13 protein-coding genes are annotated in these 14,339 nt (G+C 69.8%); 7 read left to right on the top strand and 6 right to left on the bottom strand.

Going from position 1 to position 14,339, the window contains the following annotated elements; genetic code table 11:
- The first annotated feature begins 17 nt into the window (after positions 1–17).
- From RTK35_RS24550 to RTK35_RS24535, 4 genes are read left to right on the top strand one after another with little or no spacing between them, the layout of a single operon-like run.
- Complete coding sequence (locus RTK35_RS24550; protein WP_316909225.1) at positions 18–2,447, top strand: TonB-dependent siderophore receptor; 2,430 nt, start codon at positions 18–20, stop codon at positions 2,445–2,447.
- A gap of 18 nt (positions 2,448–2,465) precedes the next feature.
- Entirely contained in the window at positions 2,466–2,762 is a 297-nt protein-coding gene (locus RTK35_RS24545; RefSeq protein ID WP_232104226.1) for a DUF3649 domain-containing protein, read from the top strand.
- A complete protein-coding gene (locus RTK35_RS24540; RefSeq protein WP_316909224.1) occupies positions 2,759–4,276 on the top strand; it encodes a PepSY-associated TM helix domain-containing protein in 1,518 nt (505 codons plus the stop codon). Before RTK35_RS24545 ends, RTK35_RS24540 begins: the two co-directional genes overlap by 4 nt.
- Positions 4,276–4,596, top strand: a complete 321-nt coding sequence (locus RTK35_RS24535; protein WP_263011338.1) for a DUF3325 domain-containing protein — start codon at positions 4,276–4,278, stop codon at positions 4,594–4,596. Before RTK35_RS24540 ends, RTK35_RS24535 begins: the two co-directional genes overlap by 1 nt.
- A 435-nt stretch (positions 4,597–5,031) precedes the next feature.
- Here the strand turns inward: RTK35_RS24535 and RTK35_RS24530 are convergent, their stop codons facing one another.
- From RTK35_RS24530 to RTK35_RS24515, 4 genes are all read right to left on the bottom strand, one after another.
- Positions 5,032–7,575 (bottom strand): TonB-dependent receptor, encoded by a 2,544-nt coding sequence (locus RTK35_RS24530; protein ID WP_316909223.1) that lies wholly within the window; start codon positions 7,573–7,575, stop codon positions 5,032–5,034.
- A gap of 106 nt (positions 7,576–7,681) precedes the next feature.
- The gene (locus tag RTK35_RS24525; RefSeq protein WP_142014763.1) at positions 7,682–8,644 is read right to left on the bottom strand and encodes a FecR domain-containing protein; all 963 of its coding nucleotides are present in this window, start codon (positions 8,642–8,644) and stop codon (positions 7,682–7,684) included.
- Positions 8,644–9,153: a sigma-70 family RNA polymerase sigma factor gene (locus tag RTK35_RS24520; RefSeq protein WP_044404380.1), complete on the bottom strand. Its 510-nt coding sequence runs from the start codon at positions 9,151–9,153 to the stop codon at positions 8,644–8,646. The genes RTK35_RS24525 and RTK35_RS24520 overlap by 1 nt, the downstream gene beginning before the upstream one ends.
- 240 nt (positions 9,154–9,393) lie before the next feature.
- Complete coding sequence (locus RTK35_RS24515) at positions 9,394–10,266, bottom strand: AraC family transcriptional regulator (RefSeq protein WP_316909222.1); 873 nt, start codon at positions 10,264–10,266, stop codon at positions 9,394–9,396.
- A gap of 147 nt (positions 10,267–10,413) precedes the next feature.
- Here RTK35_RS24515 and RTK35_RS24510 point away from each other — a divergent pair, with 147 nt between their 5' ends.
- Positions 10,414–11,319 (top strand): DMT family transporter, encoded by a 906-nt coding sequence (locus RTK35_RS24510; RefSeq protein ID WP_316909221.1) that lies wholly within the window; start codon positions 10,414–10,416, stop codon positions 11,317–11,319.
- Positions 11,316–11,633, top strand: a complete 318-nt coding sequence (locus RTK35_RS24505; protein WP_316909220.1) for a cupin — start codon at positions 11,316–11,318, stop codon at positions 11,631–11,633. Before RTK35_RS24510 ends, RTK35_RS24505 begins: the two co-directional genes overlap by 4 nt.
- Here the strand turns inward: RTK35_RS24505 and RTK35_RS24500 are convergent.
- Positions 11,630–12,448 (bottom strand): AraC family transcriptional regulator, encoded by an 819-nt coding sequence (locus RTK35_RS24500; RefSeq protein WP_316909219.1) that lies wholly within the window; start codon positions 12,446–12,448, stop codon positions 11,630–11,632. The two genes, RTK35_RS24505 and RTK35_RS24500, sit on opposite strands and share 4 nt — an antisense overlap.
- Positions 12,449–12,592: 144 nt before the next feature.
- On the opposite strand from RTK35_RS24500, the gene RTK35_RS24495 reads away from it, so the two are divergent.
- Positions 12,593–13,471, top strand: coding sequence for a DMT family transporter (locus RTK35_RS24495; RefSeq protein WP_316909218.1), 879 nt, complete (start codon positions 12,593–12,595; stop codon positions 13,469–13,471).
- A gap of 132 nt (positions 13,472–13,603) precedes the next feature.
- Here RTK35_RS24495 and RTK35_RS24490 read toward each other — a convergent pair whose 3' ends face one another.
- The gene (locus tag RTK35_RS24490; RefSeq protein ID WP_316909217.1) at positions 13,604–13,843 is read right to left on the bottom strand and encodes a hypothetical protein; all 240 of its coding nucleotides are present in this window, start codon (positions 13,841–13,843) and stop codon (positions 13,604–13,606) included.
- Positions 13,844–14,339 lie beyond the last annotated feature (496 nt).

Raw genomic sequence — 14,339 nt, 5'->3', positions numbered from 1 at the left:
CTTTCGAAGGACCCAACATGGCCGTTCAACGCTCCCCGGAATCCCTTGCCCGCGCCGTGCGCGCTGCCCTGCTCAGCCTCAGCCTGCCGCTGGCGGCATTGCCCACCCTGGCGCTCGCTGCCCCGGTCGCCCAGGAGTACCGGGTCCCCGCCGGTTCGCTGGACAGCGCCCTCAATGCCTTCGCCCGCCAGGCCGGCGTACTGCTGAGCTTCGATCCGGCGCTGACCGCAGGCCGGCGCAGTTCTGGCCTGCAGGGGCGCTATCCGGTGGAGCAGGGTTTCGCCCAACTGCTGGCCGGCTCCGGCCTGCGTGCCCACCAGATGGCCGATGGCGGCTATCGCCTGGAGTCGGCCCCGTCCGACGACGGGCAACTGGAGCTGGACAGCCTGAACATCACCGGCAGCTCCGTGGGCGACACCGCCGTCGGCCCGGTGGGCGGCTATGTGGCCAAACGCACCCGCACCGGCACCAAGACCGACGCCTCGATCCTCGAAACCCCGCAGTCCATCACCGTGATCAGCCGCGAGCAGATGCAGGCCCGCGGCGTCGCCACGGTGGAGGAGGCCCTGCGCTACAGCCCCAGCGTCAGCACCCCCTACGGCTACGACCCGCGCTACGACTGGATGAGCCTGCGCGGCTTCGACGCCAAGGGCTCCACCTACCGTGATGGCCTGATGCTCAACCGCAGCACCTACGGCCTGGCCCGCCCCGACGCCTACCTGCTGGAGCGCGTGGAAGTGCTGCGTGGCCCGGCTTCGGTGCTCTATGGCCAGAGCGAGCCCGGCGGCATCGTCAACCTGGTGAGCAAGCGCGCCCCGGACACCCCGCTGCACGAAGTGCGCGTGCGCGCCGGCAGTGATGACCTGGGCGAGCTGGCCGGGGATTTCGGCGGCCCCCTCGATGACCAGGGCCAACTGCTCTACCGCGTCACCTTCCTCGGCAATGACGCCAATGGCCAGGTGGACAAGACCGGCAACCAGCGCCAGGCCCTGGCCCCGACCCTCACCTGGCGCCCCAGCGACGACACCGAGCTGACGCTGTTCGGCATGTACCAGAAGGACGAGGGCGACTTCGCCTTCAGCCGCCGCTTCTCCCCGGTGCTGATGAGCGCCTTCCGCCTGCCGGCCAACCGCGACGACGACTTCTACGAGGGGGAACCGGGCTTCAACCGCTTCTACCGCGCCTACACCTCCTTCGGCTACGAGTTGTCCCACCGCCTGAACGACAGCTGGACCTTGCGGCAGAACCTGCGCTACGAGCGGATGAACTTCGACTACCGCTACCTCAACAACAGCGGCGTCTCCTTCGCCGGTACCACCCTGTCGCGCACCGCCAACGACAAGGACGAGCAGTTCGACGGCTGGACGGTGGACAACCAGGCCCAGGTGAACTTCGACACCGGCCCGCTGGCCCATACCCTGCTGATGGGCCTGGACTGGCGCCGCGTCTCGGCCCACGAGATCAGCCGCTTCGGCAGTGCACCCAGCCTGAACCTGCTCAACCCGGTGTATGGCCAGACGGTGCCGTGGCCGGCCAAGGATGCCGACAACGACATCACCCGGCGCCAGACCGGTTTCTACGCCCAGGACCAGATCGCCTTCGACGACCATTGGCACCTGCTGCTGGGGGGGCGCTACGACCTCGCCCGTAGCGAGACCGAGAGCAACCTCAACGGCTCGCGCACCAGCCGTGACGACGAAGCCTTCACGGGCCGTGTCGGCCTGGTCTACGTCGCCGACAACGGCCTGGCGCCCTATGTCAGCTACAGCGAATCCTTCAACCCCAGCACCTCCAGCGACCCGCTCAGCGGCCGGCCCTTCGACCCGGAAACCGGCAAGCAGTACGAGGTGGGCATCAAGTTCCAGCCCGAGGGCGCCCGCAGCTTCGTCAGCCTGGCGCTGTTCGACATCACCAAGCAGAACGTCGTCAGCACTAACCCCAACAACCCCAACGAGCGTCGCCAGGTCGGCGAGGTGCGCAGCAAGGGCCTGGAGATCGAGGCCCTGGCCAACCTGGCCGACGGCCTCGACCTGACCGCCAGCTACAGCCGCACCAATGCGCGCATCCAGAAGAGCGTCAACGCCTGGGAAGAGGGCGCGCGCCTGCAATTCGTGCCCCGCGAGCAGGCCGGCCTGTGGCTGGACTACACCCTCCAGGGCGGCCCCCTGGCGGGCTTCGGCGTCGGGGGTGGCGCACGCTACATCGGCGAGACCTCCTTCACCGGGCAGAACCCCTTCTTCGGGCTGTACGGCCCCCGCGTGCTTGAAGTGGAAACCGGTGGCTACACCCTGTTCGACACCAGCATCCACTACCAGCTCGACGGCCTGCGCCTGGCCCTCAACGCCAGCAACCTCGCGGACAAGGAGTACGCCAGCTCCTGCGACGCCCAGGCCTGCTACTACGGCTACGGTCGCACCCTGACCGCCAGCGCCACCTACAACTGGTAACCCCATGAAAGGAACGACGTGAGCAACGCCACCTCCTCCACGCGCCGGGCCGTCGCCTCGCGCGTGCTGGCGGCAGTGATCGGTGGATACGCGGTGGCCTACCTGGCCACCGCCTTCCTCACCGTCCACCTGCCGCTGGCCCGTGCCGACCGTGTCACCTTCGCTAGCCTGGGCTGCTTCGCGGTGTACACGGCGGCGATCCTCTATGCCTTTGGTGCCCGCTCGGCCTGGCGTGCCTGGCTGGTGCTGGCGAGTCTGGCCCTGCTGCTGGCCCTCGCGGCCTACCTGCCCGGTGACTACGGAGTGCGTCCATGAGCCTGCGACAATCCATGGCCGGCCTGCACACCTGGGGCGGCCTGCTGCCGTCCTGGCTGCTGTTCGTCATCCTCTTCGGCGGCAGCCTCGCCTGCTTCGACAAGGAACTGGAGCGCTGGATGCGCCCCACGCTGCAGGCGCCGGGCGAACAGGCACTCTCCCTCGACCGGGTGCGCGAACTGCTGCTGGCCCAGGCCCCTGATGCCCATGCCCTCTGGATGCGCCCGCCGAGCGAGCGCGAGCCGTTCTGGTGGGCCGGCTACGAGCCGGCGGACGAAAGCGAGATCCGCCGCTTCGCCCTCGACCCGGCCACGGGCGAGGTGCTGCCGGACACCCTCGGCGGTCGCTTCTGGTTCACCCTGCACTACGACCTCCACGCCGGCATGGTCGGGCTGTACATCGTCGGTCTGGCCGGCCTGTTCATGCTGGTGGCGCTGGTCAGCGGCATCATCATCCACCGGCGCTTCTTCAAGGACTTCTTCACCCTGCGGCCCAAGGCCAACGGTCAGCGCGCCTGGCTCGACGCCCACAACCTGTTCGGCGTGCTCGGGCTGCCGTTCCACCTGCTGATCGCCTACACCGGGCTGGTCATCTTCGTCGTCTACTACATGCCGGCCGGTATCCAGCGCGCCTATGGCGGCGACGCCAAGGCCTTCTTCGGTGACGTGCTGGGCCGCTACGAACGCGAAGCGGTGCAGCGCCCCGCCCCGCCGCCGGCGTCCCTCGATGGCCTGCTGGCGGATGCGCGACAGCGCTGGGGCGGCGGCGAGCCGGGTTGGATCAGCGTCCACCACCCCGCTGACGAGGCCGCCGTGGTGGACATCCGCCGCAGCGATGCACGGCGGGTGGCGGGCTTCCAGTGGACCCTCTCCTACGACGCCGGCAGCGGCGAGCTGCTGCACGAGCAGAAGCCCTACCTGGCCGGTTATCGCAGCTACACCTGGCTCAGCAACCTGCACATGGCCCAGTTCGGCGGGCAGATCGTCCGCGCCCTGTACCTGCTCCTGGGGCTGATGGGCTGCGCCATGGTGGTGGGCGGCCTGCAGGTGTGGCTGGCCAAGCGCGAGGCACGCGGCAGCCGGGGCATCGGCCTGGTGCGTGCGCTGAACGGTGCGGTGATCGGTGGCCTGCCCATCGCCAGCCTGGCGCTGCTCTGCGGCAATCGCCTGATTCCTGCCGACCTGGCCGAGCGTGCCAGCGCGGAGGCCAGCGTCTTCGTCGGTGCCTGGCTGCTGGTAGCGGTCTGGGCGGTGCTGCGACGCAACAGCGGCCGGGTGGCGCGCGACCTGCTCGCCGTCTTCGCCCTGCTGGCCCTCGGGCTGCCGCTGCTCAATGCCTTCACCGGTGACCAGGCCAGCCTGCTGGCCACCGTCGGCCGCGGCGACTGGGCGCTGGCGGGCATCGACCTGAGCCTGCTCGGCTGCGGGCTGCTCTGCGCGGCGCTGGCCTGGCGCACGGCAAGCGAGCGCCGGGCTTCCGAGCCGTATCGGCAGCAGACAGGGGAGCGCGCGTGATGTTGCTTGGATTCGCGTTCTGCTACCTGGCCATGACGGCGCTGAGCCTGGCCATGGCCCGCCACCACAAGGCGCTGTTCCAGGGGGCGCTGTCCCAGGCGCGGGCGCGCCTGCTGCGCGGCGTCGCGGTGCTCGCTTTCGGCGTCGGCCTGGTGCTGGCGGTGAGTGACCAGGGCGGCGAGATCGGCACCATCCTCTGGCTCTGCCAGGTGATGCTCGCCGGCCTGCTGGTGGCGGCCCTGCTGGCCTGGCGTGGTCGTTGGGTGCTGCTTGCAGCCGTCCTTCTGCCGTTGGGGAGTGGGGTGCTGGCGCTGCTTTGATGGTCTGCCGCTGGCGGGCCTGCGGCCCGCCGGGCGACTGAAGTCGCCCCTACAGGGATGGCGCGGTGGGCAGATGCTTGGCCCACGCAGAGGTTGTCGCTGCGCGGGGTGGATGGCGCTCTTTCCATCCACCAACGGTGTGGTCGGCGGTCCGGCGGTGGGCTGAAGCGGAACGCCGCCCGGCCTACCCTACCGCCCCGGTACGGCTTTTCCGTGGGGTGGTTTCAACCGCGAAATCTCCGTGCCACATCCATCGCGAATGAATCCGCTCACGCCCGGCACATCGCGTCCCTGGGCGTAGGGTGGATGGCGCTTTTTCCATCCACCAGGGGCGTTCGCCGTGAGCCCACAGGGTCGACCGATGAAACGCGGTCCACCCTGCGCACCGAGGGGCGATGTAGCCCGGGCTTCAGCCCGGGTACGGGGCCAGGCGGCTCAGAACTCGACGCTGTAGCTCAGGCTGTAGGTGCGGCCACGGCCGTGGTAGTCGAACAGGTCGGCGGTGGCGTTGGTGCCGTAGAACACCTGGGCGCGCTGGCCCCAGACGGTGGTGTAGTCCTTGTCCAGCAGGTTCTGGATGCCGAAGTTCAGCGTGCCCACCGGCAGGGCCTGGCTGCCCAGCAGGTCGAAGGTGGTGTAGCCGTCGATCTTGTGGTCGTTGCCGTCGAAGGTGCCGTTGGCCAGGACGTTGCCGTCATCGCTGAGGTTGAAGCTGCGCACGGCCTGCAGGCGCAGGCTGGTCTCGCCGTCCTGCCAGCCGGCGAAGGCGGTGAGCTTGGACGGGCTGGCGGCGGTGACGTCCTGCTTCTGCCAACGGTCCGCGATCTTCTGCTGGGAGCGGATGGCCAGGGCGCTGGCGCCGATCTGCCAGTTGTCGTCCAGCCAGTAGGTGGCCTGGCCTTCGAGGCCGTAGTTGCGCTTCTTGTTGCTCAGCTGCTCCACCAGCAGGGTGGTGCGGTTGTAGGTGATGCTCTTGTCCGACCAGGCGTAGAAGGCCGCCAGCTGGGCGTCCAGGCCGTCGGCGTAGTGGCGCCAGCCGAGTTCCACCTGCTTGGTCTTGATGCCGTCGAGGGCGGAGTTCTTGACGTTCACACCCTGCCGCAATTCCCAGTGGGTGCCGTTGCGCACGTAGTTGCCGCGGCCGTAATACTTGGCCGGGTCGGGCAGCTCGAAGCCCTCGGAGTAGTTGGCCCAGACCTGCTGCGCCTTGCTCAGCTTGTAGACGGCTCCCGCGTTGTAGAGATCGACCTGGTAGTCCTTGGAGCCGCCCGGTACAGCGTCTGCGGTCCTACCCGGGTTGCGGACGATATCGATCTGTTGCTCCGCCTGAATGAAGTCGCCGATCTCGTTCTCGATGCGCTGGTGGCGGATGCCGGCGGACAGGGTCAGGTCGGCGGTGGCCTTCCAGTTGCCCTGGGCGAAGAGGGAGGCGCTATCGGTGTCGATGCCGGGATAGCGGCCGATCTTGGCGATCTCGTCCGCCACAAGGCCACCGGTTGCTGCGGCCTTGGTCAGGTCGAACATGGCCTGGTCGGAGTCGAAGCTCTCTCTTTCGAGGTCAGCGCCGTAGGTGAGGTTGAAGCGTTCCCAGTCTTTGACCAGGACCGCTTTCAGTCCGTAATAGTCGGTGTCCTGCTGCGACGCGGAATAGTAGGAGCGCGCGGTATCGAGGGCACCACTGGTGAACGCCACGCTGGGATAGGGCTGGAAGGCCATCTCCTCGCTGCGGTAGTAGGCCTGCAGGTAGAAGTCGTGGCCCAGCACCTCCGGCACGTGCCAGGTGGCGTTGAACTGCTGGCGCTCGGTGTGCGGTTCGCGGTCGAAGCTGGCGCCGCCTTGCACCTCGAAGGGGGACTGGCCGCGCAGGCCCTGGAAGTCGCGCCCCAGGTTCACGCCCTTCTTGCCGTCGTAGCCGGAGTCGTACCACTGCATGCCCAGGTTCAGGGTCTGGCCGTTGTCGAAGGCGAAGTCCAGGCTGCCCATCACGTCCACCGCCTGGTTGTACTGCAGGTCGGTCTGGGTGATGTCGAGCATCACCTGGTCGCCGTTGCCGTCGTAGGCGGCGCCGTTCTTCTGGTAGGCGACCGAGACGCGGCCCTTGACCTGCTCGCTGCCGCCGCTGACCGACTGGGCCACGCGCCAGTCGTGGTCCTGATGGGTCTCGAAGCCGCTGCGCACGCCGATTTCGCTGGTGAAGCGCGCCTCGCCCGCTTCGGCGCGCTTGGTGACGATGTTGATGATGCCGCCGGTGGCGCCGCCGCCGTACACGGCACTGGCGCCGGAGAGCACTTCGATGCGCTCGATGTTGAACGGGTCGATGGAGTCGAACTGGCGGCTGATGCCCCGGGAGCTGTTCAGCGAGACGCCGTCGATCATCACCAGGGCGCTGCGGCCGCGCATGTTCTGGCCGTAGTTGGTGCGGCCCTGGGGACCGATGTCCAGGCCCGGGATCAGTTGGCCGAGGGCTTCCTTGAGGGGCACGCCGCCCTTGGTCTGCTCCTGCAGCTGGTGGCTGTCGATCACCCACACCGTGCCCGGCAGCTCGCTGATGCTCACCGGTGCGCGGGAGCCGACCACCACCTGGCGGTCGATCTCCAGGGCCAGGCTGTCGTCGGCATTGCGCAGGCTGAAGCCGCCGTCGCTGGCTTCGGCACGCAGGCCGCTGCCCGCCAGTAGGCGGTCGAGGCCCTCGGCCACGCCGAACTCGCCCTTCAGGCCCTGGGTGCTGCGGCCCTGGGTCATTTCCGGGCTGAAGGCCAGCAGCACGCCGGCTTCGCGGCCGAAGCGGTTGAGCGCGGGCTCCAGGGCGCCGGCCGGGATGTCGAAGGCCTGGCGCTGGTCGGCACCGATCACCGCATCCTGGGCGCTGGCGACGGTGGGCAGCCCGGCGGCGGCCAGGCTCAGGCCCAGCAGCAGCGGTTGCAGGGCGCGGGCCAGGGGCGTGCGGGTGAAGCGGCGGAGGGTCGGGTCGGCGTTCATGGCGGCACTCGTCAAGAGAGGGAAGGGGGTTCTGCCTTCCCTGTCACGCGAGGCCGGGAAAAAGGTTCAGGTCGATGGAAATTTTTTCACAGGGCCGATGCGCGGCTCAGGAGGCGGCCCTGGGGTGCACGCTGATCCAGTAGCGGGTGACGCTGCGCACCTCCACCGGCAGGGTGCGCGGCAGCAGGGCGAGGATGCGGTCGGTGTGGTCCAGCGGGTAGGTGCCGGAGAGGCGCAGGTCGGCGATGGCCGGGTCGCAACCGATGCGCCCGTGGCGGTAGCGGCCGAGTTCGGCGAGGAAGTCGCCCAGGCGCATGGAACTGGCCACCAGCATGCCGTTGATCCAGGCCACGCTGTTCTCGTCCACCGCCTGGGCCGCCCCGCTGCCACGGGCGTCCAGGTCCAGGCGCTGGCCGGGGTGCAACGCCAGGCGCTGGCCATGGCTGAACACCTGGGCATCGCCGGCGAACAGGCTGACCTGGCTGCGGCTGTCCTGCAGGCGTACGGCGAGGCGACCGCTGTTGAGCAGGACCAGCCCCTGGGGCGTTTCCACCCGCAGCGGGCGCGCCTCGTCCACCGCGTTCACCAGCATTTCGCCCTGGCGCAGGTGCAGCAGGCGCTGGCGGGCGTCGAAGCGGATGTCCAGCGCGCTGTCGGTGTTCAGCGACAGGGTCGAGCCATCGTCCAGGGTCAGGTGGCGGCGCTCGCCCACGGCGGTGCTCTGGTCAGCGCGCAGGGCCAGCAGCGGCTCGCTGTCCCGCACCGCCAGGGCGCCACCACCGGCGATCACCAGCAGGGTGAGCAGCTTCAGGGCCTCTCGACGGCCGCGTGAGGCCGGGGCATCCAGCGCGGCGAGGGCGGTGGGGGTGTTCAACCCGCGCAGGCCCCGGTTGACCGATTCGATGCGCTGCCAGGCGCGCTCGTGCTCCGGGTCGGCGGCGCGCCAGCGTTGCCAGTCCTCCTCGCGCTGGCGTGAGGGCGTGCCGTCCTGCAGCTCCACCAGCCATTGCACCGCCTGGGCGGCGACGGCGGGGGCGATGCGCGGCTCGCCGCTCTTGCGCAGGGCCATCAGAGGCACTCCGCGAAGTAGCAGCGCTCGGCGGCCTTGGCCATGTAGCGCTTGACGCTGGAGAGGGAGAGGCCGAGCTGTTCGGCGATCTCGGCGTAGGTGCAGCCGTCCACCTGGGCCAGCAGGAAGACCTTCTTGGCCTGGGGCGGCAGGCCGTCCAGCAGGCGGTCCAGCTCCACCAGGGTCTCCAGGATGATGGCGCGTGCTTCCTCGCTGGGGGCCTCGTCCTCCGGCAGCGCGGCGAGGGCCAGCAGGTAGGCGCGCTCGATGTCCTGGCGGCGGTAGTGGTTGGCCAGCACGCGCTTGGCGAGGGTGGTGAGGAAGGCCCGGGGTTCGAGGATGCGATGCGCCTCGCGCCCCAGCAGCACCTTGAGGAAGGTGTCCTGGGCCAGGTCGGCAGCACTCTGCGGGCAGCCGAGCTTGCGTTGCAGCCAGTGCCGGAGCCAGCCGCTGTGGTCGCTGTAGAGCTTGTGCAACGCCTGCTCGGGGGCTGCCGGGCTGTGGGTCAAGGAAGGCTCCGGGAAGATTCGGAAAGCGATTAAATAGGAATGCTTCGCATTCTATTTGTGCCGAGGGGCGTTGCGCAATGCGCTGGGCTATCCGCAGCGAGGCCTCATCCTTCCAGAGGGTGTCGCGGAGCCCGCGTGGGAGCGGTTTCAACCGCGATGGCGCTTGCAGCCGTAGCCCGGACTTCAGTCCGGGGTTGGCGGGGGGGGCCGCTCCCGGGCTGAAGCCCGGGCTACGGGGGGTCAGCTCATGGCCGCGCGGTATTCGCCCGGTGTGCCGCCGAGTGCGCGGCGGAAGCGGTTGCTGAAGTGGCTGGCGCTGGAGAAGCCGCAGGCGAGGGCGACGTCGCCCAGGGGCAGGGTGGTGCGGGCCAGCAGGTGGCGGGCGTGGGCCAGGCGGCGGGCGAGGACGTACTGGTGCGGCGGCAGGCCGAAGCTTTCGCGGAACATCCGCGCGAAGTGGTACTCCGAGAGCGCCGAGAAGGCCGCCAGCTCGCCCAGGCTCAAGGGCTCGGCCAGGTGCTCTTCGATATAGGCCATCAGCCGCTTGCGCAGGGCCGGGGCGAGGCCGCCCTTGAGCTGCGGGCCCTGGCGCAGCCCCACCTGGGTGAGCAGGGCGTGGTTGAGCATCGCGTGGGCGAGGCTGGTGGTGAGCAGGCGCTCCCCCGGTTCGTGCCAGTCCAGCTGGACCAGGCGCTGGAAGCGCAGGACCTGCTCGGGGTCGTCGAGGAAGGTCGCTTCGCGCATCTCCAGCTCGCGAGGTTCGCGGTCCAGCAGGGTGACGGCGGCGTGGGCGAACTGCTCCGGCGGGATGTACACGTGGGCGAGGCGGATCTCGCCGTTGACCACCCAGGACGAGTCGTGCCCCGCCGGCATGATGCACAGCTTGCCCGGTGCGCCCTTGGTGTCGGGGCGTTCGCGGCGGAAGGTGCCGGTGCCGCCGGCCAGGTAGCAGGACAGGGTGTGGTGGCTCGGCCCTTCGTAGTCGCGGGCGTCGTGGTGGTTGCTCCACTGCGCGGCGGCCAGGCCGTCGCCCAGCTCGGTGCAACGCTCCAGGCGGGCGTTGGGCGAACTGGCCATCGACTGGAAGACCTGGTGGTGCAGCAGTGGCGACATGGACAAAGCCTCCGTGGGACGAACGCCATGCTAGCGCGGGCGTGCCGTGCGAGGCAGCGGGGCGCGGTGGATAAGCGCAAGTTTTTGCAAGCCGGGCGACGGGCTGCGCGGGAGACTGGCCACTCGACGCACCACCGGAAGACCGCCATGAACCTCTCGCTGTACCTGCTCACCGTGCTCATCTGGGGCACCACCTGGATCGCCATCAAGCTGCAGATGGGCGAGGTGGCCATCCCCGTGTCCATCGCCTACCGCTTCGCCCTGGCGGCCGTGGTGCTGTTCGCCATCCTGCTGCTCAGCCGTCGCCTGCAGAAGCTCGACGGCCGCGCGCAGGCGATCTGCCTGGCCCAGGGGCTGTGCCTGTTCTGCGTCAATTTCATGTGCTTCTACACCGCCAGCCAGTGGATTCCCAGCGGGCTGATCGCCGTGGTGTTCTCCACCGCCACCCTGTGGAACGCGCTGAATGCGCGGGTGTTCTTCGGCCAGCGCATCGCTGCCAACGTGCTGGCCGGTGGTGCCCTGGGCCTGGCCGGGCTGGCGCTGCTGTTCTGGCCGGAGCTGGCCGGCCACCAGGCCAGCCGCGAAACCTGGCTGGGCCTCGGCCTGGCGCTGTTGGGCACGCTGTGCTTCTCCGCCGGCAACATGCTTTCCAGCCTGCAGCAGAAGGCCGGCTACCGGCCGCTGACCACCAACGCCTGGGGCATGTTCTACGGCGCCTCGCTGCTGACCCTGGGGTGCCTGGCCAGCGGCACGCCCTTCGCCATGGAATGGAATACCCGCTACGTCGGCTCGCTGCTGTACCTGGCGATCCCCGGCTCGGTGATCGGCTTCACCGCCTACCTGACCCTGGTGGGGCGCATGGGGCCGGAGCGCGCGGCCTACTGCACGGTGCTGTTCCCGGTGGTGGCGCTGAACATCTCGGCCTTCGCCGAGGGCTATGCCTGGACCGCCCCGGCGCTGCTCGGCCTGGTGCTGGTGATGGCCGGCAACCTGCTGGTGTTCCGCAAGCCGAAAGCGCCGGTGGCCGCCGCGTCCCTGGGGAGCCGCGCATGAGCCAGCGCGTGGTGCGCAGCCGCGACTTCACCGCCGAACGTGCCTGGGGCGCGCTGGACATCGCCAACCTCGACGGCACCACGGTGCGCCTGCACTGGACCGACCAGCCGTACATCTGGCACGTCAACGACGGCAGCGAAGTCTTCGTGGTGCTCGATGGCGAGGTGGAGATGCGCTACCGCGAGGGCGGCGAGGAGCACGCGGTGCTGCTGGGCGTGGGCGACCTGTTCCACGCCGGCCCCGGTTGCGAGCACGTGGCCCTCCCCCGTGGGGCGGCGCGCATCCTGGTGGTGGAGCGCGAGGGCAGCGTCTAGCGGCGCAGCGCCCGTGCCAGCACACCGGGGGTGTAGCCGTAGGCACGGGTGAAATGGCGGTTGAGGTGGCTCTGGTCGGCGAAACCGCAGGCGAGGGCGGCCTGCACCGGCGCCTCGCCCGCCAGCAACTGGCGATGGGCTTTCTGCAACTGGCGTTGCAGGCGATAGGCGTGGGGCGGCAGGGCGGTGGCGGCCTTGAAGGCGCGCAGGAAGTGATGGGGGCTGACGCCGGCATCCCGCGCCAGCTCGCCGAGGCTGACCCCCTCTTCCGGCGCTTCGTCCAGGCGCCGGATGGCCCGGGCCACGGCGCCCGTGGGCAGGCGCGGCGGGTCGCCGCGACGCACCTCCAGCAGCGCCCCCAGCACCTGCAGCAGCTCCTGCTCGGCCACCTCCCACCAGGGCTCGTCGGCCGGCCCGGTGAGGGCCGCGTGCAAGGTGAGGAAGGCCTGTCGCGTGGCGCTGCAGGGCAGCACCGGGTGGGCCAGCTCGACGCCGGGGCTCTGGTCGAGCAGCCCGGCCGCGCGGGCGATCAGGGCGCTGTCGAAATACAGCATGCGCCAGCTGCGCGGGCCGTCCGCCACGGGGCGGCCGTCGTGCACTTCGTTGGGGTTCACCGAGATCAGGCTGCCCGGTTCGGCGCGCACCTCGCCGCGGCCGCTGGCGGAGTCCTGGGCGCCCTGGAGGATGACGCCGATGCCGAAGCCGTCGTGGGTGTGACGGCCGAAGGCACGTTGCGAGGTGGCTTCCACGGCCAGCACGCCGGCCAGGCGGCTGGGCTGGATGTCGAAGGCTTCGGTGTGCGTCCCGCCGGCCATGCGCGGCTCCCGGTCGTGTGCGAGGCCGCAGTATAGCCAGGGTTGGCACGGGCCCTGGCAGATCAATTTCGTTCAAGAACCGGGGCGGCGGATGCGCCTGAATGGGGCCTCGCAATCCAGCGAGACGCTATTCGGGAGGTTGGGGTGTCGAGACGTGCGCAAGGCTATCTGCTGCTGTCACTGGCGATGATGACGGTGGGCACCACGGTCATCGCTTCCAAGGTCCTGGCGGGCAGCGTGCCGCCGTTCCAGGCCACCGCGCTGCGCTTCGCCCTGGCCCTGCCGGTGATGCTGTGGCTGCTGCGGCGCCAGGGCGCAGCGTGGCCGCGCCTGGGGGCGGGGGACCGCGTGTTGCTGGTGCTCCAGGCCGCCGCCGGCAGCGTGGGCTACACGGTGCTGCTGGTGATGGGCCTGGCCCACCTGCCGGCGGCGGATGCGGGGGTGATCATCGGCACCTTGCCGGCGGTGTCCGCGCTGTTCTCGGTGCTGGTACTGGGAGAGCGGCCGGGGCTGCGGCAGGTGGCCAGCGTGGCCTTGGCGACCCTGGGGGTGATGGCGGTGGCCTGGAAGGCCAGCGGGCCGGGCAGCGGGTTCGGGATGCTCTGCGTGTTCGGCGCGGTGCTGTGCGAGAGCGCATTCATCCTGCTCAACAAGCGCATGCGCCAGCCGCTGGGCGCGGTGCAGCAGGCCACGGCCATGGTCGTCCTCGGGCTGCTGGTGTCGGCGCCGGCGGCCCTGCTGGAGGGACCGTTGGCCTGGCCTGCACCGGCATCCCTGGGGGCGCTGGCGTGGTACGCCTGGGTGCCGACGGCGGCGGGCTTCCTGCTCTGGTACGCCGGCTCGTCGCGGGTCAGCGGCGGGGAGGCGGCCACCTTCACGGCGGTGGCCCCGCTAACGGCAGTGGCGCTGGCGGCCGGGCTGCTGGGGGAGCCGCTGGGGCTGTCCCAGGGGCTGGGCATTTGGGCGGTGGTCCTGGCGATTCTGGTGCTCGCCGCGCCGTCACGCGACACGGCCAGCCGCTAGCCCTCCGCGCAGGTTCATCGCTGCCCGTTCCGTAGCCCGGGCTTCAGCCCGGGAGCGGTGCCGGGTGTTCCCGGACTGAAGTCCGGGCTACGGTCGGGTGCTGGCCTTGGCATTGCCCGGCATGGCCAGTCACTAGCCGCTGGTTTCGTCGGCCTTTTTCGCGCCGCGCAGGTTCATTGCCGCCAGGCACAGTTGCAGGACGATCAGCGCCCAGGCGTGGGCGTGCAGGCCCCAGGCGATCCACAGGGCGTTGCTGGCCAGGAAGACCCAGAAACCGATGTGTCGCCGGGCGGGTGTCTTCGAGCCGATCAGCCAGGCGGCGGCCACGGTGACCAGCATGGCCGGCCATTGCAGCAGGTCGAGGTAGTCCATCGAATCCCCCCTTGTTCTCCTGTTAGTGAGGCAGCGGGGGTGAGGGTTCCGACGTTTTCACGGCGCGTGGGGTGGGCTTCCATTCGCGTGCCCAGGAATCCCGAAGCCCCCCTCGTCCGGAGCCGGTCACGATGGGCTTCGCACGGCTCAGCCCATCCTACAGACGGAGCGGGACCGTAGGATGCGGTGAGCTCGGCGAACCGCATCGCCGACCGGGATGCATGAGACCCCAGCGGCCCATGAGCCCGTCACGATGGGCTTCGCACAGCTCAGCCCATCCTACGGATGGAGCGGGACCGTAGGATGCGGTGAGCTCGGCGAGCCGCATCACTGACGGGGATGCATGAGACCCCAGCGGCCCATGAGCCCGTCACGATGGGCTTCGCACAGCTCAGCCCATCCTACGGATGGAGCGGGGCCGTAGGATGCGGTGAGCTCGGCGAACCGCATCTCTGGCGGGGATGCATGAGACCCCAGCGGCCCATGAGCGCGTCAC

This window comes from Pseudomonas sp. zfem003, assembly GCF_032621675.1.
In the GTDB taxonomy this organism is placed as follows: Bacteria; Pseudomonadota; Gammaproteobacteria; order Pseudomonadales; family Pseudomonadaceae; genus Metapseudomonas; species Metapseudomonas otitidis.
The sequence above is the reverse complement of the archived record's forward strand: the minus strand, read 5'-3'. Positions and strand labels throughout refer to the sequence as shown.

Excerpts from the sequence above, each read along its gene's own strand:
- RTK35_RS24550 (WP_316909225.1), top strand. The coding sequence starts at position 18 with ATGGCCGTTCAACGCTCCCCGGAATCCCTTGCCCGCGCCGTGCGCGCT.
- RTK35_RS24540 (WP_316909224.1), top strand. The coding sequence starts at position 2,759 with ATGAGCCTGCGACAATCCATGGCCGGCCTGCACACCTGGGGCGGCCTG.
- RTK35_RS24510 (WP_316909221.1), top strand. The coding sequence starts at position 10,414 with ATGAACCTCTCGCTGTACCTGCTCACCGTGCTCATCTGGGGCACCACC.
- RTK35_RS24525 (WP_142014763.1), bottom strand. The coding sequence starts at position 8,644 with ATGGCCCTGCGCAAGAGCGGCGAGCCGCGCATCGCCCCCGCCGTCGCC.
- RTK35_RS24535 (WP_263011338.1), top strand. The coding sequence starts at position 4,276 with ATGTTGCTTGGATTCGCGTTCTGCTACCTGGCCATGACGGCGCTGAGC.
- RTK35_RS24500 (WP_316909219.1), bottom strand. The coding sequence starts at position 12,448 with ATGGCCGGCGGGACGCACACCGAAGCCTTCGACATCCAGCCCAGCCGC.
- RTK35_RS24505 (WP_316909220.1), top strand. The coding sequence starts at position 11,316 with ATGAGCCAGCGCGTGGTGCGCAGCCGCGACTTCACCGCCGAACGTGCC.
- RTK35_RS24515 (WP_316909222.1), bottom strand. The coding sequence starts at position 10,266 with ATGTCGCCACTGCTGCACCACCAGGTCTTCCAGTCGATGGCCAGTTCG.
- RTK35_RS24490 (WP_316909217.1), bottom strand. The coding sequence starts at position 13,843 with ATGGACTACCTCGACCTGCTGCAATGGCCGGCCATGCTGGTCACCGTG.
- RTK35_RS24530 (WP_316909223.1), bottom strand. The coding sequence starts at position 7,575 with ATGAACGCCGACCCGACCCTCCGCCGCTTCACCCGCACGCCCCTGGCC.